Origin of the sequence: Streptomyces sp. NPDC085596 (assembly GCF_044541565.1) — a bacterium.
Classification (GTDB): Bacteria; Actinomycetota; Actinomycetes; order Streptomycetales; family Streptomycetaceae; genus Streptomyces.
This window is the reverse complement of record NZ_JBITTC010000004.1, coordinates 482,710-503,981: the sequence shown is the minus strand read 5'-3', so window position 1 is coordinate 503,981 and position 21,272 is coordinate 482,710. Positions and strand designations below refer to the sequence as shown.

Genomic DNA, 21,272 nt, shown 5'->3' with positions numbered 1-21,272 from the left:
GAGGCACCAAGGGTGTGGGACGGAACGGGGCCACGCGCGCTCCGGGCGGAACCCGGCTCGCTCACAACGACTTCTTACCGTCGGTGCCCGTATTGCCCGAGAAGCGAGGGTCACCAGTTCTTCTCGAAGAGCTGGGCCACCTCGGCGATACGGGCCTCGTCGCGGCGGTAGTAGGTGCGCAGCAGCCGGCGGCGGGTGCGCAGCAGGCCGAGGCGGGCGAGGAAATCGAGGTGGGCGGCGGCGGTGCGGCGGGGTACGCCGAGCTTGGCGGCGACGGCGCGCGTGGTGACGCCGGTTCCGAGGGGGTCGAGGCTCGCCTGAGGGAAGTGGGCCGCCGGGTCCTTGAGCCAGTCCAGGACGGTCTGGCGTATGCGGCCCGAGGGCGTGCCCATCATGTGTACGCCGCCTCCCCTCCCCTGGGTCCCTCGTGTGCCGTGGTCCCACTGTGGCTCAGGCGGCGGGGGTGCGTCCGGCTCCCGGTGCGTGTTGTCCGGTACCGGACGGCGGGCGGCGTGGGGTCCGTGGCGGGGCGAGGTGAGGCCGGAGGGCCGGAGTCGCCCGTACGGCGGCTTGCGCCCGCACTAGTTGCACAGTCAACGATTGGCTGGATCGGTGCTACGGTGCGGGTATGGCAGTGAAGACGGGCGACGGTGCCCGGCTCGAAGAGCGTTGGCGGGACATCCTCGCGGTGCACGCGCGCACGATGTGCGAGATAGACCGTGCCCTTCATCCGCACGGCCTGGGCGCCAGCGACTTCGAGGTGCTGGACATCCTGGCGGCGGAGACCCCCACCGAGGGGGACCACTGCCGGGTGCAGAACCTGGTCGGCCGGGTCCACCTCAGCCAGTCCGCGCTTTCGCGGCTGATCGGACGGCTGGAGAAGGAGGGCCTGGTCCAGCGCTCGGTGTGCGCGGAGGACCGGCGCGGGGTGTGGGTGAGCCTCACCCGCAAGGGCCGCGAGCTGCACGCGGAGGTGCTGCCGCTGCAGCGGGGGGTGCTGGAGCGGATGCTGGCGGAGTCCAGGGACTGACCTCCGGCACGCACATGGACGCGGCACACATGGGCGTGACACACGTAGGCCCGGCACACACAGGCGCGACACGACACACGTGGACGCAGCGCACATGGGCATCACACCCATAGGTGCGACACACATAGCCGGGCACGCCTAACCGGACAACACCCGTATGGCGAAGCCGCCCATGTGCGACTCCGCCATACGTGAGGCGGTTCAGCGCGCCAGCAGTGTCCGCACGCCCTGCGAGGTGAGCGTCAGCCCGTGCTCCGAGCTGCCGTCGATCGTGAGCGAGAGTTCTTCCTCGGGCCACTGGGCGGCGAGGGCGCCGAGCTGGATCAGCCGGTAGCGGGACACGGAGGGCAGCAGCCCGGCCATCTCCAGCTCCGAGGTGAACACCGGAACCACCTGCTCGCCGCCGGGCTGCTCGAGAACCGGCAGGGCGACCATCGTGGAGTCGGCGCCCTCCGCGTCCACCGCCTCGTCGGGCATCGGGACGAGCACGTCACTGTGCGCGAGGGTCTCAAGGGCGGCCTGGTCGTCGGTGTTGACGGTCAGCACGTCCAGCGCCTGCTGAGCGGGCGTCGGCGTCGGAAGGTCGTCGTGTGCGGGTGTCTCCATGGCACATCCCCAGGTAGTGCGGTCGTACGGGCTCACGCCGGGCCGGGGCCCGAGCGCGCTCTCGGCCGCGTACCCATCCGGGCCCGGAGCATGCGTGCCGGTTTCCGGCAGGGCGGCGCCCCGGCCAGGTCCCGGTCTCGGCGTTCCCTGGGGCCGAGCGGTGCGCGGAGCCGTCGCGGGCCGATGAGCGGTTCACCCGATCAGACGGCAGGCCCCCGATCGCGGCCGGCGGAGTCCGCACCACTCAGCACCCGGCTTCGGCCCCGGCCCCGGCCTAGGCCCCGGCCAGCAGAGCATCGACGGTGGTGACCCGGACGAGGGGCCGGTACAGGTCCAGCACGTGCAGCGCCTTGGCGTGCGCCTCGTCGTCCACGCCCGCGCAGGCGTCCGCCGCCACCACCACCTCGGTGCCCGCGTCGGCGGCGGCCAGGGCGGTGGTGAGGACGCAGCACTCGGTGCTGACCCCGGCCAGGACCAGGCGCGAGCCGGGGGCAAGACGGGAGGCGAGTTCCGGCGTCCACTTGCCGAAGGTCTCCGCGTCCAGCACGGGAGCGCCCGAGCCGGCGAACTCCGCTGTCAGCCGCCACAGTTCCGCGTCCGGGGGCTGGAGGGCAAAGGGCCACTGTTCGTAGTAGGCGCGCCAGACCCCGGCGGGCCGGGAGGGGGCCAGGAAGCGGGTGAACACGGCACGGTCCCCGAACGCGGGCAGCAGCCGCGCCACCCCCGCCGCGGCCTCGGCGTAGCGCGGGGTGGCCCAGGGGCTGCCGGGATCGGCGAAGACGCGCTGCATGTCGATGACGGCGAGCAGTCCCGGTACGGGCTTCGCCGGCGGGGCGGTGCTCACGCGCCGTGCATCCCCTGGGCCGGGGCCGGGCTCGGTGAGAGTGCCTCCTGCGCGCGCACCCGGCCCCGGCCCAGCAGCAGGGTGCCGAGGAAGGTGAGGGCCAGGGCGACGAGGACACCGAGGTTGGCGTAGGCCCACTCGCCGGACCGGCCGCCGAGGCCGAGCGGGCCGAGAAGGTAGCCCTGCCAGCTGAGCCAGCCCGCGGCGGTGTTGGTGACCAGGCCCCAGCCGATCGCGGTGGCGCCGACGGTGAGGACGAGGGGCAGGGCGGGGGCGTCGCCGTAGCGGCCGTCGGGGCGGTAGAGGTCGCCTTCGTCGTAGTCGCGCCGGCGCAGGGCGAGGTCGGCGAGCATGACGCCGCACCAGGCGCCGATGGGGACGCCAAGGGTGGTGAGGAAGCCCATGAAGTCGCCGAGGAAGGCGCCGCCGAAGAACACGATGTAGAAGGAGCCGGCGATCATCAGGACGCCGTCGACGAGGGCGGCCAGATAGCGGGGCACGCGCAGTCCGGCGGAGAGCAGGGCGAGGCCGGAGGAGTAGATGTCCAGCACCGCGCCGCCGACCAGGCCGAGCACGGCCACCAGGGCGAAGGGGACGAGGAACCAGGTCGGCAGGATGGTGGTGAGCGCGCCGATGGGGTCGGCGGCGATGGCGTGGCTCAGCCGGTCGGAGGACCCGGCGAGCAGCAGGCCGAAGACGAGCAGGAGCAGCGGGGCGGCGGAGGCGCCGAGGGTGGTCCAGCCGATGACGCCGCGGCTGGAGGAGGAGCGCGGGAGGTAACGGGAGTAGTCGGCGGCGGCGTTGACCCAGCCGAGTCCGAAGCCGGTCATCATGAACACCAGCGCGCCGATGAACTGCTGGGGCGAGCCCGCCGGGATGGCGCTGACGGTGGACCAGTGGACGTGGTCGGCGACGAGGGCGACGTAGACCAGGGTGAGCACGCCGGTGATGACGGTGATCATGGTCTGCAGGCGCATGATCAGGTCGAAGCCCATGACGCCGCCGACCACGGTGAGCGCGGCGACGACGAGGAGGGCGACGGCCTTGGTCTCGGCGCCGCCGCCCCAGCCGAGGCGGCTGAAGACGGTGGCGGTGGCGAGGGTGGCGAGTGAGGCGAGTGCGGTCTCCCAGCCCACCGTGAGCATCCACGAGAGCACGGAAGGCAGCCGGTTGCCGCGCACTCCGTAGGCGGCCCGGCTGAGCACCATGGTGGGCGCGGAGCCGCGTTTTCCGGCTACGGCGACGAGGCCGCAGAGCAGGAACGAGGCGACGATGCCGAGGACTCCGGCGGCGAGGGCCTGCCAGAAGGAGATGCCGAAGCCGAGGGCGAAGGCGCCGTAGCTGAGGCCGAGGACGCTGACGTTGGCACCGAACCAGGGCCAGAAGAGGGTGCTCGGGGTGCCTTTGCGTTCCGCGTCCCCGATGACGTCGAGGCCGTGGGTCTCCAGCTGGATCTGGCGGCCGTCGGCTCCGCTGTCGTGGGGCTGCTGCGGCTGCGTCATCGGCGACCTACCTGTCCTGACGTGTCGCGTCCAAGCTAGGCGGGTGGGTGGAGGGGCGCAAGGAACGACCCGGCGTCAGCCGGTGGGCCGGGCGGGGGTGTTCGGGCGGAAGGGCGTTGACCGCTCTCCCGATTCGCATCAGGTTAGGCTACCCTAAGCACGTTGCCGACACCCGGTCGGCAACGCGGCGGCCCCAGGCCGTACGCGTGACCGCGGGCATTGCCAGGGAGGCAGCGTTGTCGACACCCCCCTTCTCGTCGGTCATCCGCACCGCCAGCCAGGACCGGCACACCGAGGCCGAGCACGCGCCGTTCATGAGCGATCTGCTCGGCGGCCGGTTCGGCGTGGACGCCTTCACCAGGTACACCGAGCAACTCCTCTTCGTCTACCGCGCGTTGGAGGATTCCGCCACCCTTCTGGAGGGCGATCCGGTCGCGGGCCCGTTCCTCCGGCCGGAGCTGCGGCGGGTGGCCGAGCTGGAGCGCGATCTGCGGCACCTCCTCGGGGAGGACTGGCGCGACCGGGTGGCCCCGCTGCCCGCGACGGAGCGGTACGCGGCCCGCGTCACCGAGGTCGCCGAGACCTGGCCGGCCGGTTATGTGGCCCACCACTACACCCGCTATCTGGGCGACCTGTCGGGCGGTCAGGTGATCCGGCGGATCGCGGAGCGGACCTGGGGTCTGGAGAGCAAGGGCGACGGCGTCCGCTTCTATGTCTTCGAGGGCATCGACAATCCGGCCGCCTTCAAACGCCAGTACCGCGAGCGGCTCGACGCGCTGCCGGTGGACGAGCTGGAGAAACGGCGCGTGGTGGAGGAGTGCCGGTCGGCGTTCGCGCTGAACAACGCGGTCTTCACCGACCTCGGCACCCTCTTCCCGGCCAGCGCCTGACCTGCCCGCGGGCGGCTGATCTCTCCGGCCCGGCGCGGTCCCCTTCGGCGGGGCCGTGCCGGGCTTCTCCACGCCCGAAAACTTGCTTCACCGTACACGTATCTGCATAATGAGCTTATGCATAAGCGGGTTATGGACAGCGGTGCCGCCGGGACCTCCCCCGATACCTCCGCCGAGGATCTGATGCTCGCCGTGGAGCAGTTGGTGCGCCATGTGCGGCGCAGCGCCACGGCCGGGGGCCTCAGCACCGCCGCGTCCTCGGCGCTCGGCAGGCTGGGCCGTGAGGGGCCGCAGCGGCTGACCGAGCTGGCGCGGGCGGAGAACGCCACCCAGCCGAACATGACCCAGCTCGTCACCCGCATGGAGCGCGGGGGGCTGGTGCGGCGCGTCGCCGACCGCACGGACGGGCGGGGCGTGCTGGTGGAGGTCACCGAGCTGGGCGAGGAGGTGTTCCGGGAGCGCCGGGCCGAGCGTGCCGAGGCGCTGGGGCAGCTCGTCGGGGAACTGTCCGAGCCGGAGCGGCAGGCCGTGCGGGTCGCGCTGCCGGCCCTGGCCCGCGCGATACAGGACCGCCAGCAGCGTTCCTGAGCCATCCGTCGGATCTCTCCGGCGCCGCCACGGCAGGGCCGGGGAGAGCGACCTGACTGGAGAGAAGCGGTAATGAGTGCACCGCGTGGAAGGGCCGCGAGCCCGTTCCGGCAGCCGAAGGCCGTCTGGGCCGTGGCGTTCGCCTGCGTGATCTCGTTCATGGGCATCGGCCTGGTCGACCCGATCCTGCCCGCCCTGGCCGACAGTCTGCACGCCACGCCGAGCCAGGTGTCCCTGCTGTTCAGCAGCTATCTGATCGTGACGGCCGTCGCCATGCTGTTCGTCGGCTGGTTCTCCAGCCGGTTCGGCGCCAAGCGCACGCTGGTCGTCGGCCTCGCGGTCATCGTGGTTTTCGCGGCACTGGCCGGGACCACCGACTCGATCAACGGCATCGTCGGCTTCCGTGCGGGCTGGGGACTGGGCAACGCCCTGTTCATCGCCACCTCCTTGGCCGTGATCGTCGCCTCGGCCAGCGGCGGATTCGGCGGCGCGATCATCCTGTACGAGACCGCGCTCGGCCTCGGTATCGCCGTCGGCCCTTTGCTGGGCGGGGAGTTGGGGGCGATCAGCTGGCGCGGGCCGTTCTTCGGGGTGGCCGCGCTGATGGCCGTGGCGCTGGTCGCCACGCTGGCCTTCGTCCCCTCGATGCCGAAGCCCGCCCGGCCCACGTCACCCATCGCCCCGCTGAAGGCGCTCAGGCACCGGGGCCTGCTCACGATGGGCATCATGGCCCTGCTCTACAACTGGGGCTTCTTCACCATGCTGGGCTACGCGCCCTACCCGATGAAGCTGGACGCCCATGAGCTGGGCCTGGTCTTCACCGGCTGGGGTCTGCTGGTGGCCGCGTTCAGCGTGTTCTTCGCCCCGCGCCTCCAGGCCCGCTTCGGCACGGCGCCGGTGCTGTACGCCAACCTGCTGGGCCTCGGCATCGTGATGACGGTCATCGCCGCGGGGGTCGGCAGTCCCACGGTGGTGATCGTGGCGGTCATCGCCTCGGGAGCCTTCATCGGCATCAACAACACGCTGACCACGCAGGCCGTCATGCTCGTCTCCCCCGTCGAGCGCCCGGTGGCCTCCTCCTCGTACGGCTTCCTGCGGTTCATCGGCGGCGGTCTCGCGCCGTTCGTCGCGGGCAAGCTGGCGGACGCCACCGATCTGAGTGTGCCGTTCTACCTGGGCGCGGCGACCTTCGTGCTGGCCATTCCGGTGCTGGCCAGTGGGCACGGGCTGCTGCGGAAGGCGGAGGAGCGGCCGGAGGAGGCGTCGGTCGTGGCGCCCTCGCTCACCGCTGTCGGTGAGCCGGCGGGGACCGACGTGCCCCGGGTCATCGTGGCGGTCGGGGCGCACGGCGGGGCTCCGGCCATCGTGGACGCGGCGGCTCGGCTCGCGCGGGAGACCGGCAGCCCGCTGGAGGTCGTGCACGTCCGGGAGACGGTCGTGGTGGAGGGGCAGGCCGTGGAGCCGGAGGGTGCCGAGGAGGCACGGGCGGCCGTGACCGCCCATCTCGCCCGGCTGGCCGCGCACGGGGTGACCGCGTCGGGGCAGGTCCTGACCAGCGTGGGCGACCATGCCGCCTCGGGGCGGGTGCTGGCCGAGCACGCGGCGCGGGTCGGTGCGCGGGCGGTGGCGGTGGGCCGTTCGCCGCGCGGTCCGCTGGCCCAGTTCGCGGACGGCAGCCTCACCTCCGCCCTCACCCACGACGCGCCCTGCGACGTGCTGTTGGTGGACGCCGAGTCCATGCCCCGGCAGCTGACCAGGGGCTCGCTGGCGGAGCTGCGTGACAGCGCGGTCTGATCCCCGTACGACAACCGCGCTCGCGCGGTGCCTCAAGACAGTGGGCGCAGCAGGATGAAGATCCTCGTCGCGGCCAGGACGGCACTCCACATCCGGTAAGTCAGCGCGCGGCCGAGAGGATCTCGTCGACGAGCCTGTCGGCCGCGTCCGGGCGGCCGTGCGCACGGGCCCGCTCCGCCATTGCCCTGCGCAGGTGGGCATCGGACAGGAGCGGGCCCATCGCGCCGCGCACCTGGTCCACGGTGACATCGCCCTCAAGGGAGACCGCAGCTCCGGAATCCTGCAAATGCCGCGCGTTGTGGGCTTGCTCGTTCCCGGCAGCGGACGCCAGCGGCACGAACACCGCAGGCTTGCCCAGTGCTGTCAGCTCGGCCAGAGTGCCGGCGCCGGAGCGGGACACGACGACATCGGCAAGCGCCAGGACATCCGGCAGCTCTGGCCCGACGAAGCCAGTGAGGTGATGGCGGCCGGCCAGCTCGGGAGGCAGGCCCGCCGCCCCGGCACGGAGCGCGTCGACGTTCGCCGGCCCACACTGGTGGATGACGTTCGCTTGCCGCAGCAGCCACGGAAGCGCCCCGGCGATCAGCTCGTTGATCTGCTGGGCGCCCTGCGCGCCGCCGGTGACGTACACGGTAGGCAGCCGCCGGTCGAAGCCGTGCAACTGCAAGGCTTGGACCGCCTTGTCCGCGTGCCCGGTCAGGACCTCCGGCCGGACAGGGTTGCCGGTGACCACCGCGACGGACCGAGCCGCTTCGGACAGCAGCGGCAGTGTCGACTCCGACGACACACAGATCCGAGCCGCAAAGGCCGCCAGCTTCCGGTTCGCCAGGCCCAGCCGGACAGTCTGCTCGTGCAGGACCAGAGGGAGACGGCACATCCTCGCGGCCAGACCGGCCGGGACAGCTACGTAGCCGCCGGTCGCCAGAACCACATGGGGCTGGAATTCGTCGATCGCCCGGCGGGCTTGCAGCACGCCGATCGGGACCCGTGCCATGTCCCGCACATTCGCCGGGGACGCCAGCTTGATCGGGTTCCTGGCGCGACGGATCTTGCCCGTGACGACTGCGGTGAAGGGGATTCCCTCAGCCGGAGCGACGCGGGCCTCCAGGCCGTCGGCGGTGCCGATCCACAGCGTTTCGAGTCCGCGCCCCTGCGCCGCGAGGCGGGCCTCGAGCGTGCGCACAGCGGTGAGCGCGGGGTAGGTGTGGCCGCCGGTGCCGCCACCGGTGACGACGAGACGGAACGGGGCGCTGGTCATCGGGACGACTCCTCGGGGATCAGACGAGCCGCCACAGTAGCGGGTGCTGCGGCCGCCAGTCGCGGGCGCACGGGGCAGCTCGGCACGTCAAGGAAGTCGGCGTCCGCCGACGCCCGGACTTCGTCGTAACGGTGAAGTCGCACGCGGTTCCGCGCAGTCCGGTGACGTACCGCGCGTCGGCCTCTCGCGCAGGGGGACACGCGGAAGCCGGGCGGTCCAGAGCGCGCGCGGTCTGAGCCGCGCACGACAAAGGGGTCCCCGGTGTGTGCCGGGCCCCCTTTTCCGTGTCCGGTTCAGCGGGGCAGCAGACCGTTGATCTGGTCGTGGACCGCCGTGCGGGCGGCCGGGATGTCGTGCAGCAGGGTGGACCGCAGTGCTTCCAGCGGCTCTTCGGGGTCGGTGCCGCACTCGGTGCTCTCGCTGATGACCTCGTAGCCGTCGCGGACGGCGATGTTCAGCCGGTGGCGGCCCTCGCCGAGGGCGTACAGGGCGGAGGCGACGACGAGGGGCGGTGGTCCGCCCGGCTCGCCCTCGTGCTTGCGGTAGGCGCTGGCGACGGGGGTGCGCCAGCGCAGGCTGAGCAGGACGGGGCTCTTGGCGACGACCTCGGCCAGGTCGGTGTCATGGACACCGGTGGAGGTCAGGACCGAGGCGCGGGTGTCCAGTACGAGGGCGGCCGGGAGCAGGCAGCGCAGGGTGCTGCCCGCTATGTTGCCGCCGACGGTGGCCGCGCGGCGCACGGCGCCGGTGCCGACCGCGGCCGCCGCTCGGCGCAGGACCTCGGGGACCCGGTCGTCCACGCGGTTCAGGACGACGGCGCCGCCCAGTTCCTCAGGGCCGAGGACATTGGCCTCGGGCAGTTCGCGCAGCGACATGGCCTGGGCCGGGAACCCGTCGCGCTGCCAGGTGGCCCAGACCAGGGTGGCGCCGCCCACGGGGACGGCTCCCTCGGCCAGGTAGTCCCGCGCTTCGGAAACGGACGTGGGCAGACGCAGCAGCACAGTGGCCAACCTGCCTTCCTCGGGGGTCCGGCGAGCGGCCGCCTCCGCCGCCAGGGGCATTCTCGCCGCTCACTGAGGGGCGCGTACAGGGCTCATGGACGCGCGCCCCGTGCGCCCCTTCGCGCCCCCTGGTCGCCCCGCTGAAAACGCGCTTCGGGCCGCCACACCGGGATGTGACGGCCCGAAGGTTCGGGAGGGCGCTGTCGGTTCAGCGCCGGGTGCGGACCAGCAGGTACAGGAAGTACGGCGTGCCGATGACCGCGGTCATCAGACCGGCGCCGAGCTGTGCGGGGGCGATGACGGTGCGGCCGATCAGGTCGGCCACGCAGACCAGGACGGCGCCCAGCATGACGGCCACCGGGATCACCCGTGTGTGGCGACGGCCGACGAGGGCGCGTGCCGCGTGCGGGGCGACCAGGCCGACGAAGCCGATGGAGCCCGCGGCGGCGACGGCCGTGGCGCTGAGCAGGACGCTGGCCACCAGCAGCCCGAACCGGGCGGGTGCCGTGCGCAGTCCGAGCAGTCTCGGCGTGTCCTCGTCCAGGGAGACCAGGTCGAGTTCGGTGCGCCGGGCGACGGCAATCACCAGCCCCACGGCGAGCGCGCCCGCCACGGGCAGGGTGTCCGTCAGGGTGCGCCCGTAGGTGGAGCCGGACAGCCAGGTGAGGGCCTTGGTCGCGTTGAACGGGTCGGTGAGCACGATGAGCAGCCCGATCAGCGCCGTCGTCGCGGCCTGTACGCCGACGCCCACCAGGACCAGCCGGTTCTGCCCGAACCCGCCTCGGGCGGCGAGCCCGAAGACGACCACGGCGGCCACTCCCGCCCCGGCGAACGCGGCCCCGGCGATGCCCCAGGACGCGGCCGACGGGGCCGTCGTCACGAAGAGGACCGCGCCGAGCGCGCCGCCGCCGGAGACGCCGAGGATGCCGGGTTCGGCGAGCGGGTTGCGGGTGACGGCCTGCACGAGGGTGCCGGAGAGGGCGAGCGCCGCGCCCGCGAGGAGCGCCGCGAGGACCCTCGGCACGCGGGTGTCCAGTACGAGGGTGACGGACTGTCCGGCGAGGCCGCCCGCCCAGTTGGCGACATCGCCCAGCAGGAGCTTGGTGTCGCCCAGCAGCACCCCGGCGACCATGGCGCCGGCCAGGACGAGGACGAGCACGGCCACCGTGACCAGGTACGTGGTCCGGCCGACCAGGCGTCCCCGCTCGGGGGTGCCGGAGGCGCCGGTGTCGCGCGCCCGCGCGGCCATCCCGACGAGGAACAGCGCGCCGAGCAGGCTGGTGACCACACCGGTGGGCACGGCCACGGCGGACTGTGCCGACACCAGCAGGCGCAGCAGCACGTCCGCGCCGAGGACCAGTCCGGCGCCGGTGAGTCCGGCGACGGGCAGCGCGGCCCGTACCCGGACGAAGGGCCGGATGCGCCGGGCGAGGGGGCGTACCAGCGCGGGGGCGCACAGGCCGACGAAGCCGACGGGTCCGGCGAGGGTGACCGCGGCCGCGGCGAGCAGCGAGGCGCACACCACGACGGTGATCCGGGTGCCCCGGACCGGTACGCCGAGTCCGCGCGCGGTCTCGTCGCCGAGGGCGAGGGCGTCCATCCGGCGGGCCGTCAGGAGCAGTCCGGCGACGCCCGCGAGGGCGACCGGGGTCATCTGGAGGACGCCGTCGAAGCCGTTCTGGGCGATGCTGCCCTGGTTCCACTGGTAGAGGCCGTTGGTCCGCTCGGGGAAGAGCAGCAGCAGGGCGTCGGTCACGGAGGACAGCCCGAGGGTGACGGCGCTGCCCGCGAGGACGAGCCGTACGGTGCCCGCGGCGAGGCCGGACAGGGACAGCACGACGGCAGCGGCGGCGAGCGCCCCGGCGAAGGCCACGCCGGAGGAGGCGAGCAGGGGCAGCGAGACGCCGGTGACGGTGAGCAGGCCGAGGGCCAGGTAGGAGCCCGCGTTCACGGCCAGGGTGTCGGGTGCCGCGAGCACATTGCGGCTGACGGCCTGGAGGGCGGCGCCCGCGATGCCGAGGGCGGCGCCGACGAGGAGCCCGGCGGCGGCGCGAGGCAGCCGGGAGGCGACGACGACGGAGGCGTCGCCGGGGTCGGCGCGCCCGGTGAGCGCCTTCCACACCTCGGGCGCGCCGACGGCCGCCGTGCCCTGCGCGATGTCGACGACCGCGAGGGCGGCGACCAGCAGGACGAGCAGGGTCGCGACCGCGACCGCGCCCGTCCGGGTGGTGACGGCCGCTCGGCCGGTGGCGGGAACTGTCGCGGTGACGGCCATGGTGCTACTTCGTCAGGGCGCCGGTCAGGGCGTCGATGTACGCCTGCATGGACTTGGGGCCGCCGAACATCCAGATGCCGTCGGGCAGCCGGTGCACGTCGCCCTTCTTGACGAAGGGCAGCGCCTTCCAGGCGGCGTTCCTGGCGAGTTCCTTCTTGAACGGGTCGCCCTCGCTGTCGCTGCCGATGTACGCGAACCGCACGTCGCCGCCGAGCGAGGACAGGCCCTCGACGTCGGTGGCGGCGAGGCCGTAGGCGGGGTCGCCCTTGAGCTTCCAGGCGTTCTTCAGGCCGAGGGCCTTGTTGACGGAGCCGAGCTGGGAGCCGTCGGTGTAGGCGCGCAGGGAGACCTGGTTGGCGGCGACATAGCCGTCGGCGAAGGCGATCCGGTCACCGGCGCGGCCGGCGTCGGCGAGCTTCTTCTTCGCCTCGGCGACCTTGGCGTCGAACTCCTCGCCGGCCTTCTCGGCCTGGGCGGTGGTGCCGGTGGCCTTGGCGATGAGGTCGAGGTTCTTCTTCATCCGGCCGATCTGGTCGGCGGCGTCCGCCGACTTGACCTCCAGTACCGGGGCTATCTTGCGCAGTTGCTTGACGGCGGCGGCGGGCAGGTCGGTGGTGGCCACGATCAGGTCGGGGCTGAGCGAGGCGATGGTGTCCATGCTGGGCTCGCCACGGGTGCCGATGTCCTTGGGGGTGCCGCGCAGCGGGGCGGCGGTGTCCCAGGTCTTGTAGCCCTTGACGTCCGCGACACCGACCGGGTCCACGCCGAGCGTGACGAGGCTCTCCACGACGTTCCACTCGGTGCCGACGACCTTCTTGGCCGGGCCGTCGAGCTTGATCCTGGCGCCGGTGTCGTCGGTGAGGGTGATGCTCTTGGCGGCGCCCTTGTCCGTGCCGGAGGCGGCGGGTTCGGTGGTGCCGCAGGCCGTGAGGGCGAGCGTGCCGACGGACAGGGCGGCGAGGGCGATGAGGTGGCGTCTCATGAGGTGGTGCTGAGCCTTCCGGTGCGTGCGTGGTGGCGGCCGATGGCGCGGGTGCGCAGCCGGCCGGTCAAGGGGTCGGTGTCGACGTCGATGCGGATGCCGTAGGTGGCGGTGAGGCGCTCGGCCGTGAGGACGTCGACGGGGTCGCCGTCGGCGATGATCCGGCCCGCGCGGAGCAGGGTGATCCGGTCGGCGACGGTGGCGGCCTGGTCCAGGTCGTGCAGGACGACGCCGACCGCGATGCCGTGGTCGTCCGCCAGGTCCCGCATGAGGTCGAGGAGTTCGACCTGGTAGCGCAGGTCGAGGTAGGTGGTGGGTTCGTCGAGGAGGAGGACCCCGGTCTCCTGGGCGAGGCAGCTGGCGAGCCAGACCCGCTGGAGCTGGCCGCCGGAGAGGTGTTCGGCTCCCCGTTCGGCGAGGTCCGTCAGGTCGGTCAGGGCGAGGGCGCGCCGTACGGCGTCCGCGCCGCCCGCGTCCGCGCGGGTCCAGCGGCTGCGGTACGGGTAGCGGCCGAACTCGACCACGTCACGCACCGTCAGCCCGCCCGGGGTGGGGCGGCCCTGGGTCAGCAGGGCGACGCGGCGGGCGAACTCGCGGGCCGTCAGGGCCAGTCCGTCGACCGCCGCAGCGTTCTCCCCGTTCCCCTCCCCCGATTGCCCCTGCTCCGCCAGCGTGAGCGTGGCGGTGCGGGGGCGCTGGAGGCGGGCGACGGTGCGCAGCAGGGTGGACTTGCCGCTGCCGTTGGGGCCCACGAGCGCCGTGACCTGGCCGGGCCGGAGCGTGATGGCCACTTGGTGCACCACGTCCGTTCCGTCGTACGCCACGGTCACGTCACGGGCGGTCAGTTCATGACCGCGCGTACGGGGGACCTCGGTTGTCTCTTCACCGGAACTCACGAAGGAAGGTTAGCCTATCCTTACCTCGGCTGATCACCCTCTGACCGGGGCAATCTCCCCCGAGGTCAGCCCTCCGGTCAGGAGGAGGGGTTCCACAGGCCGGAGCGGCGCAGCGACGCCGGGCAGTGCAGATAGATCTCGTCGATGTCGATCACGAGCGCGAGCAGGGGGCGCCGGCCGTTCTGGGCCATCGCGTCGAAGAAGGGCGCGTCGGTGAGCAGGCGGGCCCGGCCGTTGACCCGGAGCACGTCGGTGCCGCCGGGGATCAGATAGAGCAGTCCGGCGTGCGGGTTGTCCAGGATGTTGTGGAAGCTGTCGGCCCGCCGGTTGCCGGGGCGGTCGGGGATGGCCAGCGTGGACGGGCCCAGGATGTGGGTGAAACCGGGGCCGTCGCCGCGCGGCGAGACGTCGCAGTTGCCCTGGCGGTCGGAGGTGGCCAGCAGGCAGAAGGGCGAGCGGTCGAGGATGTCCCGGTCGGTGTCGTCCAGTTGACGGTGCACCTTGTCGATGACGAGGGGGAGCGGCTCGCCCAGGAGCGCGCGCAACTCCTCCCGCGAGCCCAGTTCCACGAAGCCGCCGGTGTCCGCACCGTCCGGTTGCCGCGCCGTCGCGTCGATGATCTGGGACAAGCCGACTCCCGTGGTACATGCGCGCCGGAACGCCCGGCCCGCAGCCGTGTCACACGGACCCACGCTGCGGGCCCGGCTGATTGCCCGGCACACATTATCGGAAGTTAGGTTCGGCTTACCTAAGTGGAATTGTTCAGGGGAGGCGCGCAACCCCGGCGTAGATCCCGCTCTTCTCGGCCGCCGGGGCCTCGCCGTCCTTGACCCACTCCGTGGCCGTGACGAGGCCGGGCTCGACCAGTTCCAGGCCCTCGAAGAAGCGCTGGACGCCCGCGCGGTCGCGGAAGCCGAGCCGGATGCCGCCCTTGGCGTACTCGGCCGTGACCTGCGCCGACAGCTCCGGGAAGATGTCGGAGGAGGCGTGGGAGAGGACCAGGTAGCTGCCCGGGGAAAGGGTGGCGAGCAGGTTCGAGACGAGCCCGTAGGGGTCCTGGTCGTCGTTGATGAAGTGCATCAGGGCGATCAGGGACAGGGCGATGGGCCGGTCGAAGTCGAGCGTCTGCCGGGCGTTCTTGATGATCGCGGCCGGGTCGCGGACATCGGCCTCCACATACTGGGTGGCGCCCTCGGGACGGCCGACCAGCAGCGCCTCGGCATGCCGCAGCACGATCGGGTCGTTGTCGGTGTATACGATCCGGGCCGTCGGCACGATCCGCTGGACGATCTGGTGCAGGTTCGGCTCGGTGGGTATGCCGGTGCCGATGTCGAGGAACTGGTCGACGCCCTGCGCGGCGAGCCAGGCGACCGCGCGGTTCATGAAGGCGCGGTTCTGCCGGGCGCCGTCCCGCGCCTCAGGGGGCAGCCGCTCTCCCACCGCCTCGTCGACGGGGTAGTTGTCCTTGCCGCCGAGCAGCCAGTCGTACACCCGCGCCGGGTGGGCCGTGCTGGTGTCGATCTGCCGGGGGCCGGGTGTGGCGGTGGTCATGGGCGGACTCCGTCATGATTCTGGCCGGTGCGAACACAGACGATCATCGAGTGATGGACGTCATTCTGCATGCGTGGCACGGGAGTTGACCAGGCCGGGGTACCTATGGACCACCCCGGGAGCCAGGCGCGCGGGCCGTCCGCGCGGGCCGTCGGCGCGGGGTGGGTGACCGGGGTCGATCACCCGGGGACCGGGGTGTGACCCATGACCGACCCTGGTCTCCAGGTTTCGAAAGTATTAGCTGATAATTTGTGAAGCTCGCGGGCAGACACGGGGCCAGGGGGAAACAAAATGGCCGTCGGTGCCACCGTGGTGGTCGCCGATTCCGGCCGGTCCGTCTGCCCACGCGAGCAAGGCCGAGTGGGGAGGGAGACCTGTCGTGACCGAGGCAGGGCGGGGGGCGGACGCCAACGACGGCGGCCGTCGCGGGAGAGGGCGGCGCGCGGCGCCGAAACGGGCGTGGGGACGCCGTACGCAGGAGCAGGAGCCGGACCAGGAGGCAGGGCACGAGCCCGAGGAGACCCCGGACGGCCCCGCGTTCGAGCCGGAGGCCACCATGCAGCTCCGGGTCGGCACGATCCGCCCGGACGAGACGATGCAGCTCAAGATCGTCGCGCTGGACGGCACCCGTCCCGCGCCGAAGCCCGAGCCCGCCGTCACCGAGGAGCCGGGCGGCCCCCGCGTCCCGGGTGTCCTGGCCCCGCTGCTGACCGTGCTCGCCGTACTGCGCCGCCTCCTGGCGCCGGTCACCGCCAGGCTCGCCCCCTACGCCGAACTCGCCGCCCCCCACGTGCGCAAGCTGCGGCCGGAGTACCCGCGTCCGGGCCGGGAGGGCTGGCGGCGCTGGATGCCGTCCTGGCGCCAGTGGCTCGCGGGGTGGCTCGCCACGGCCGGGATCACCGGTCTCTTCCTGACCGTGGCGTACGCGGCGACCGACGTGCCCACCAACCTCAACTCGTACGCCACCCAGCAGGACAACGTCTACTTCTGGTCCGACGGCACCCCGATGGCCCGCACCGGCTGGGTCCGCCGCCAGGCGATGCCGCTCAAGGACATCCCCGAGGGCGTGCGGTGGGCGGTGCTCGCGGCGGAGAACGAGAGCTTCTACTCCGACCCCGGCATCTCCGCCAAGGGCATCACCCGCGCCCTGTGGCGCACGGTCGGCCAGGGTGACACCGAGGGCGGCTCCACGATCACCCAGCAGTACGTCAAGAACGTCTATCTGAACCAGGACCAGAACCTCAGCCGCAAGCTCACCGAGGCGATGATCGCCCTCAAGCTCGACAACCGGATGAGCAAGGACAAGATCCTCGAGGGCTACCTCAACACCAGCTGGTTCGGGCGCGGCACCTACGGCATCCAGCGCGCCTCCCAGGCGTACTACGGCAAGGACGTCAGCAAGCTGAACCCGAGCGAGGCCGCCATGCTCGCCTCACTGCTCAAGGGCGCCGGCCTGTACGACCCCACCCTCAGCGCGGCCAACCACCGCCGGGCGGTGGAGCGCTGGTCGTGGATTCTCGACCGCATGGTCAAGATCGGCAAGCTGTCGCCGGCCGAACGCGCCAAGTACACCAAGTTCCCCGAGCCGCTGAAGACCCTCCAGATCTACGACACCGGCAAGCAGAGCGACTATCTGGTGGAGCTGGCCTCCCAGTACACCAGGAAGAACGCCCATCTGTCGGACAAGGAGTTCGACCTCGGCGGCTACCAGATCTACACGACCTTCGACCGCAAGCGGGAGAGCGAGCTGACCGGCGCGGTCACCAAGGCCCGCGAGGCGGCGCTGAAGAAGGACCCCAAGGGCGCGCGCACCGCCCACTACGGGGCCGCGTCGGTCGCCACCGACGGCCGGATCGTCGCCGTCTACGGCGGCCCCGACCACCGCAAGCAGGGCTACAACGAGTCCAACGCGACCACCGTGCCCGCCGGTTCGGCCTTCACCCCGTTCGTCTACGCGGCCGGCCTGGAACACGGTGTGCACAAGACCCGTGAGGGCCCGGCCACCCCGGTCACCCCGGAGTCGGTGTACGACGGCAACGACGCGGTGCCCGTCACCACCCCCGAGGGCCCCTACTGGGACCGCAGCGGCCGCAAGGTCGCCGCGCACAACGACGGCAAGCGCTCCTACGGGCCGATCAGCCTGCGCCAGGCGCTCGCCCGCTCGGTGAACACGCCGTTCATGCAGCTCGGCATGGACACCGGGCTGGAGAAGGTGAAGTCCACCGCGCAGGCGGCCGGGCTGCTCTCCTCCAGCTTCGGCCCGGCGACGCCCGCGCTGTCGCTCGGCACCTCCACGCCCAGCACGATCCGCATGGCCAGCGGCTACGCCACCTTCGCCGCGGAGGGCAGGCACACCGAGCCGTACTCGGTGCGCCGTGTCACCCGCAACGGCGCCGGTGTCCGGCTGGACGCCCCCGACCGGCGCCGGGCGGTCAGCCCGCAGGTCGCCCGTCAGGTCAGCGAGGCGCTCGGGGACAACTTCCGCACCTCCCACCCCACCCCCGCCGCGACCGCCCCGGCCGCCGGAAAGGACGGGACCACCGAGAAGGACACCGCGCTCTGGTACACGGGCACCCTCAAGTCGGTGTCGACCGCGATCGTCGTCTACCGCATCGACCTGGGCAAGAGCCTGGAGCCGCTGCCGCTGGACGGTCTGGCCGGCACCCGCGAGAACAGCGTGCCGTACGGAATCTGGTCGCGGGCCGTGGGCGTCGGCTGACCCCCGCCGCACCGGCCCACCCCCTCCCGGCTCCACACCCGCAACCCGCACCGGAGATCGATCCGTATGAAGTCGTCGAGCACAGGACGCCGTCGCAAGGCACGCACCACCGAGGGCCGCGGCGTCTCGCGCCCCGCCGTCATCGCCCTGGCCGTGCTGCTCGTGCTCGTCTCCACGGTCACGGGATATCTGCTGCTGGACCACGACGACGACATAGCGTCGGCGGTCTCCCCCGCCAAGGAGCCCGGCGCGTCCGCGGAGCCGAAGTGGGACGGGAAGACCAAGGTGCTCGGGGACGGCTCCACGTCCTACACCGGGCCTCAGCAGGGCACGCTGAAGCCCGTACGGCTCAAGCCCGGTGAGAAACCGCCCCAGTTCGTCGTCTTCTCCTGGGACGGCGGGCTGGAGGGCAGCGACCACCTCTTCTCGCACTACCGCGAGCTGGCCAAGCAGTACAACGCCCACATGACGTTCTTCCTCACCGGCATCTACCTGCTGCCGAAGGCCAAGAAGGACCTCTACCACCCGCCGCAGCACTCGCCCGGCGCCGCCGCCATCGACTACGCCACGGACGAGCACATCCGCGAGACCGTGGAGCAGCTGCGCAAGGTGTACGAGGACGGCAACGAGATCGGCACCCACTTCAACGGCCACTTCTGCGGCGCCAAGGGCGGCGGCGACTGGAGCGTCAAGGAGTGGAAGAGCGAGATCGACCAGTTCTTCTCGTTCGTGGAGCGCTGGAAGACCAACACCGGCTACAAGGACATCGACCCGCTGCCCTTCGACTTCAAGAAGGAGGTCACCGGCGGCCGGGCGCCCTGTCTGGAGGGCCAGAAGAACCTGCTGAAGGCAATCAAGGACTACGGCTGGCGCTACGACGCCAGCTCCGCGGGCGACTTCCAGATCTGGCCGGCGAAGAAGGACGGCATCTGGGACTTCCCGCTCCAGATGCTGCCGTACGAGTCGGGCAAGTACCAGGGCCTGTCGATGGACTTCAACTTCCTGTACAACCAGTCGGACGGCGAGACCCAGGGCAACCCGGCCGACTTCCCCAAGTGGGAGCAGCAGACGGTCGATTCGTACATGGCGGGTTTCAACCGGGTGTACTTCGGCAGCCGGGCGCCGCTGTTCGTGGGCAACCACTTCGAGGACTGGAACGGCGGCATCTACATGCGGGCCATCGACCAGGTGGTCAAGACCGTGTGCGTCAAGAAGGGCGTGAAGTGCGTGTCGTTCAAGGAGCTGGCGGACTGGATGGACGTGCAGACACCGCAGACGCTGGCCCGGCTGCGCAGTCTGGACCCGGCTCAGTCGCCCGACTGGTCCTCGGTCGTCAAGTGACCTGTGAAACAGTCTGGTTCCACTTGTGCATCCCGTCTTCACATCCATCGCACACGGCATGCGAAGATGCGTTCGCCCGGTCTCTGTCACCGGAGTCCCGGTCTGTGTACCGGCGTAGAGGGGAACATCATTGAAGTCAAGGAAATTGAGCCGTAAGCGGAGCCGCGCCACCATAATCTCGGCGGCGGCCGCCTCCGTGGTGGCGGGCGTCGCCCTGCTGCCCAACTGGAGTGCGGGCGCGGCGGTCACCGACGACCCGACCGTCGACACGGCGACCAAGGCGACCTTCCAGAAGCTGGCGGACGCGGTCTTCACCGACCGCACCCAGGCCCTGGTGGGCGGTGCTACGGAGGACCGTAAGCAGCGGACCTCCGGTTTCTCCGGCGATGTGCGCATGTCCGGCACGCAGTCGCGCCAGGAGGACTCCGCGCTCAGCCAGCTGCGCGGCCGCAAGGGCCGTCTGGCCGCGCTGGGCGAGCAGTACAGCGCGGGCAACACCAGCGTGAAGCTGGACGCCACGCAGGTCAAGGGACGGCGTGCCACGGTGGCCGTCACCGAGACGACGTCGCTCACGTACAAGAAGGTCACGGGCTCCCAGCCCCCGACCACGGGTTTCCAGGCCCACCACGAGCTGACGTTCCAGGCGGACCGCGGCGGCAACTGGCAGCTGACCCGCATCCGGGACACCGACGAGGGCTATCTCGCGGTGAACCAGGTGGCGAAGCCCGAGGTCGCCAAGGTCACCGTCAAGGCGGACGACGGCCCTCCGGAGGCGCCTCGCGCGGCCACTACGCGGCCCGCTCCGGCGAACCCGAAGAACCTCACCGCGTCCGGCTACGACTACCAGGCCATGGTCGCGTACGCGACGAAGTACTGGAGCAAGTACAACTCCGAGTACCCCGACTTCAACGGGGCCGGCGCGGGTGGTGACTGCACCAACTTCGTCAGCCAGTCGCTGAAGGCGGGTGGCTGGAAGCACGTTCCCGGTTACACGAACGACTTCCACAAGTGGTTCGGCAACGCCGACATCCAGTCGGACTCCTTCGTCGGTGTGAACGAGTTCTCCTGGTTCGCGCTGTCCTCGAAGCGGGTCACCAGCCTTGCCAACGTCTATCAGGCCGACATCGGTGATGTCGTCCAGATGGACTTCAACAAGGACGGGTCCAAGGACCACACGATGATCGTCACGAAGCGCGACGCCCAGGGCGTGCCCTACGTGACGTACCACTCCACCAACACCTACAACCGGTCGGTGGCGAGCCTCGTCGCGTCCTACCCGACGGCGGCGTTCTTCGCCTACCGCACCTGAGGTGAGCGAGGGCCCCCGTACGGCGCGCCGGTTCCGGCGTCGTACGGGGGCTTTCGCGCGTGTGGGTGCCGGTCCTTTGCGGTGGGTCGCGGCCTGGCTATGGTCGTGCACCGACCAGGTTTCGGCGGGTGCGGCTTCAGGGGGACCGGATGAGCCGGTATGCGCGGTTGGCGTTCACCAAGAACGTGCGGGGCGTGCAGGAGGAGCGGGGCAGTGCCGAGGCCATGGCGCGGCTGCTGGCGCGGGACACCGAGGAGCCGGACCGGCTGGGTCCCGACGAGGCGGACTTCATCATGGCCCGCGACGGGTTGTCATGGACTACGCGAACCCCACCCGGCTGAAGATCTTCGGCCGCGCCGAGACGCGTGATCCGGCCGAGTTCCCGGAGCTGCACGAGAAGTTGGCCGATCCGCACACCGACGGTCCGCTGGAGCAGCTGATGGTGATCCGGGTGGAGGGCCTGTTCTGGAACTGCCCCAAGCACATTACCCCGCGCTACTCGGAGGCGGAGCTGGCCGAGGCGCTGGAGCCGGTGCGGGAGCGGCTGCGGATGCTGGCGGAGGAGAAGGCGGCGCTGCGGGAGCGGCTCCAGGAGCGGGAGTGAGCGGCGCCGGCGGACACCGCTCGCGGGCCGCGGCGGTACTGCCGCGCCGATCCATAACCAAAAGTTCGGCATCCCAGAAAAA

The 21,272-nt window shown here is 71.6% G+C and carries 20 protein-coding genes; 9 read left to right on the top strand and 11 right to left on the bottom strand.

Annotated elements, in window-relative coordinates; translation table 11 throughout:
• Nucleotides 1-110: 110 nt before the first annotated feature.
• Nucleotides 111-395, bottom strand: a complete 285-nt coding sequence (locus ACIGA3_RS15385; RefSeq protein ID WP_399715039.1) for an ArsR family transcriptional regulator — start codon at nucleotides 393-395, stop codon at nucleotides 111-113.
• Nucleotides 396-628: 233 nt separating this feature from the next.
• On the opposite strand from ACIGA3_RS15385, the gene ACIGA3_RS15380 reads away from it, so the two are divergent.
• A complete protein-coding gene (locus ACIGA3_RS15380; RefSeq protein WP_399715036.1) occupies nucleotides 629-1,030 on the top strand; it encodes a MarR family winged helix-turn-helix transcriptional regulator in 402 nt (133 codons plus the stop codon).
• Nucleotides 1,031-1,231: 201 nt separating this feature from the next.
• Here ACIGA3_RS15380 and ACIGA3_RS15375 read toward each other — a convergent pair whose 3' ends face one another.
• The 3 genes from ACIGA3_RS15375 to ACIGA3_RS15365 form a co-directional block, all read right to left on the bottom strand.
• Nucleotides 1,232-1,636 (bottom strand): SseB family protein, encoded by a 405-nt coding sequence (locus ACIGA3_RS15375; RefSeq protein WP_388998405.1) that lies wholly within the window; start codon nucleotides 1,634-1,636, stop codon nucleotides 1,232-1,234.
• Between the two features lie 274 nt (nucleotides 1,637-1,910).
• On the bottom strand, nucleotides 1,911-2,480 hold the full coding sequence (locus ACIGA3_RS15370; protein ID WP_399715033.1) for a cysteine hydrolase family protein: 570 nt from the start codon (nucleotides 2,478-2,480) through the stop codon (nucleotides 1,911-1,913).
• The gene (locus tag ACIGA3_RS15365; RefSeq protein WP_399715030.1) at nucleotides 2,477-3,982 is read right to left on the bottom strand and encodes a purine-cytosine permease family protein; all 1,506 of its coding nucleotides are present in this window, start codon (nucleotides 3,980-3,982) and stop codon (nucleotides 2,477-2,479) included. The genes ACIGA3_RS15370 and ACIGA3_RS15365 overlap by 4 nt, the downstream gene beginning before the upstream one ends.
• A gap of 236 nt (nucleotides 3,983-4,218) precedes the next feature.
• On the opposite strand from ACIGA3_RS15365, the gene ACIGA3_RS15360 reads away from it, so the two are divergent.
• The 3 genes from ACIGA3_RS15360 to ACIGA3_RS15350 all read left to right on the top strand — a co-directional run bounded on the left by ACIGA3_RS15360 (nucleotide 4,219) and on the right by ACIGA3_RS15350 (nucleotide 7,254).
• Entirely contained in the window at nucleotides 4,219-4,872 is a 654-nt protein-coding gene (locus tag ACIGA3_RS15360; RefSeq protein ID WP_399715027.1) for a heme oxygenase (biliverdin-producing), read from the top strand.
• 117 nt (nucleotides 4,873-4,989) lie between these two features.
• Complete coding sequence (locus ACIGA3_RS15355) at nucleotides 4,990-5,460, top strand: MarR family winged helix-turn-helix transcriptional regulator (protein WP_399715025.1); 471 nt, start codon at nucleotides 4,990-4,992, stop codon at nucleotides 5,458-5,460.
• 72 nt (nucleotides 5,461-5,532) lie between these two features.
• Nucleotides 5,533-7,254 carry an MFS transporter gene (locus tag ACIGA3_RS15350; RefSeq protein WP_399715022.1) on the top strand — a complete coding sequence of 574 codons (1,722 nt, stop codon included), beginning with the start codon at nucleotides 5,533-5,535 and terminating at the stop codon, nucleotides 7,252-7,254.
• 100 nt (nucleotides 7,255-7,354) lie between these two features.
• On the opposite strand, the gene ACIGA3_RS15345 is transcribed toward ACIGA3_RS15350, so the two are convergent.
• The 7 genes from ACIGA3_RS15345 to ACIGA3_RS15315 form a co-directional block, all read right to left on the bottom strand.
• Nucleotides 7,355-8,512, bottom strand: coding sequence for a UDP-N-acetylglucosamine--N-acetylmuramyl-(pentapeptide) pyrophosphoryl-undecaprenol N-acetylglucosamine transferase (locus tag ACIGA3_RS15345; protein ID WP_399715019.1), 1,158 nt, complete (start codon nucleotides 8,510-8,512; stop codon nucleotides 7,355-7,357).
• 293 nt (nucleotides 8,513-8,805) lie between these two features.
• Nucleotides 8,806-9,513, bottom strand: coding sequence for an FAD binding domain-containing protein (locus ACIGA3_RS15340; protein ID WP_399715439.1), 708 nt, complete (start codon nucleotides 9,511-9,513; stop codon nucleotides 8,806-8,808).
• 208 nt (nucleotides 9,514-9,721) lie between these two features.
• Nucleotides 9,722-11,788, bottom strand: coding sequence for an iron ABC transporter permease (locus ACIGA3_RS15335; protein WP_399715016.1), 2,067 nt, complete (start codon nucleotides 11,786-11,788; stop codon nucleotides 9,722-9,724).
• Between the two features lie 4 nt (nucleotides 11,789-11,792).
• On the bottom strand, nucleotides 11,793-12,770 hold the full coding sequence (locus ACIGA3_RS15330; RefSeq protein WP_399715013.1) for an ABC transporter substrate-binding protein: 978 nt from the start codon (nucleotides 12,768-12,770) through the stop codon (nucleotides 11,793-11,795).
• On the bottom strand, nucleotides 12,767-13,666 hold the full coding sequence (locus ACIGA3_RS15325) for an ABC transporter ATP-binding protein (protein ID WP_399715011.1): 900 nt from the start codon (nucleotides 13,664-13,666) through the stop codon (nucleotides 12,767-12,769). The genes ACIGA3_RS15330 and ACIGA3_RS15325 overlap by 4 nt, the downstream gene beginning before the upstream one ends.
• Nucleotides 13,667-13,743: 77 nt before the next feature.
• Nucleotides 13,744-14,295 (bottom strand): MSMEG_1061 family FMN-dependent PPOX-type flavoprotein, encoded by a 552-nt coding sequence (locus ACIGA3_RS15320; protein WP_399715008.1) that lies wholly within the window; start codon nucleotides 14,293-14,295, stop codon nucleotides 13,744-13,746.
• A gap of 133 nt (nucleotides 14,296-14,428) precedes the next feature.
• Nucleotides 14,429-15,217, bottom strand: a complete 789-nt coding sequence (locus ACIGA3_RS15315) for an SAM-dependent methyltransferase (RefSeq protein WP_399715006.1) — start codon at nucleotides 15,215-15,217, stop codon at nucleotides 14,429-14,431.
• A gap of 556 nt (nucleotides 15,218-15,773) precedes the next feature.
• On the opposite strand from ACIGA3_RS15315, the gene ACIGA3_RS15310 reads away from it, so the two are divergent.
• The 5 genes from ACIGA3_RS15310 to ACIGA3_RS15290 all read left to right on the top strand — a co-directional run bounded on the left by ACIGA3_RS15310 (nucleotide 15,774) and on the right by ACIGA3_RS15290 (nucleotide 21,190).
• Nucleotides 15,774-17,936 carry a transglycosylase domain-containing protein gene (locus tag ACIGA3_RS15310; protein ID WP_399715436.1) on the top strand — a complete coding sequence of 721 codons (2,163 nt, stop codon included), beginning with the start codon at nucleotides 15,774-15,776 and terminating at the stop codon, nucleotides 17,934-17,936.
• A 66-nt stretch (nucleotides 17,937-18,002) separates the two neighbouring features.
• On the top strand, nucleotides 18,003-19,277 hold the full coding sequence (locus ACIGA3_RS15305; protein WP_399715004.1) for a hypothetical protein: 1,275 nt from the start codon (nucleotides 18,003-18,005) through the stop codon (nucleotides 19,275-19,277).
• Between the two features lie 196 nt (nucleotides 19,278-19,473).
• Nucleotides 19,474-20,586 (top strand): amidase domain-containing protein, encoded by a 1,113-nt coding sequence (locus tag ACIGA3_RS15300; RefSeq protein WP_399715434.1) that lies wholly within the window; start codon nucleotides 19,474-19,476, stop codon nucleotides 20,584-20,586.
• A gap of 149 nt (nucleotides 20,587-20,735) precedes the next feature.
• Complete coding sequence (locus ACIGA3_RS15295; RefSeq protein ID WP_399715002.1) at nucleotides 20,736-20,927, top strand: hypothetical protein; 192 nt, start codon at nucleotides 20,736-20,738, stop codon at nucleotides 20,925-20,927.
• A complete protein-coding gene (locus ACIGA3_RS15290; RefSeq protein WP_399715000.1) occupies nucleotides 20,900-21,190 on the top strand; it encodes a hypothetical protein in 291 nt (96 codons plus the stop codon). Before ACIGA3_RS15295 ends, ACIGA3_RS15290 begins: the two co-directional genes overlap by 28 nt.
• Nucleotides 21,191-21,272 lie beyond the last annotated feature (82 nt).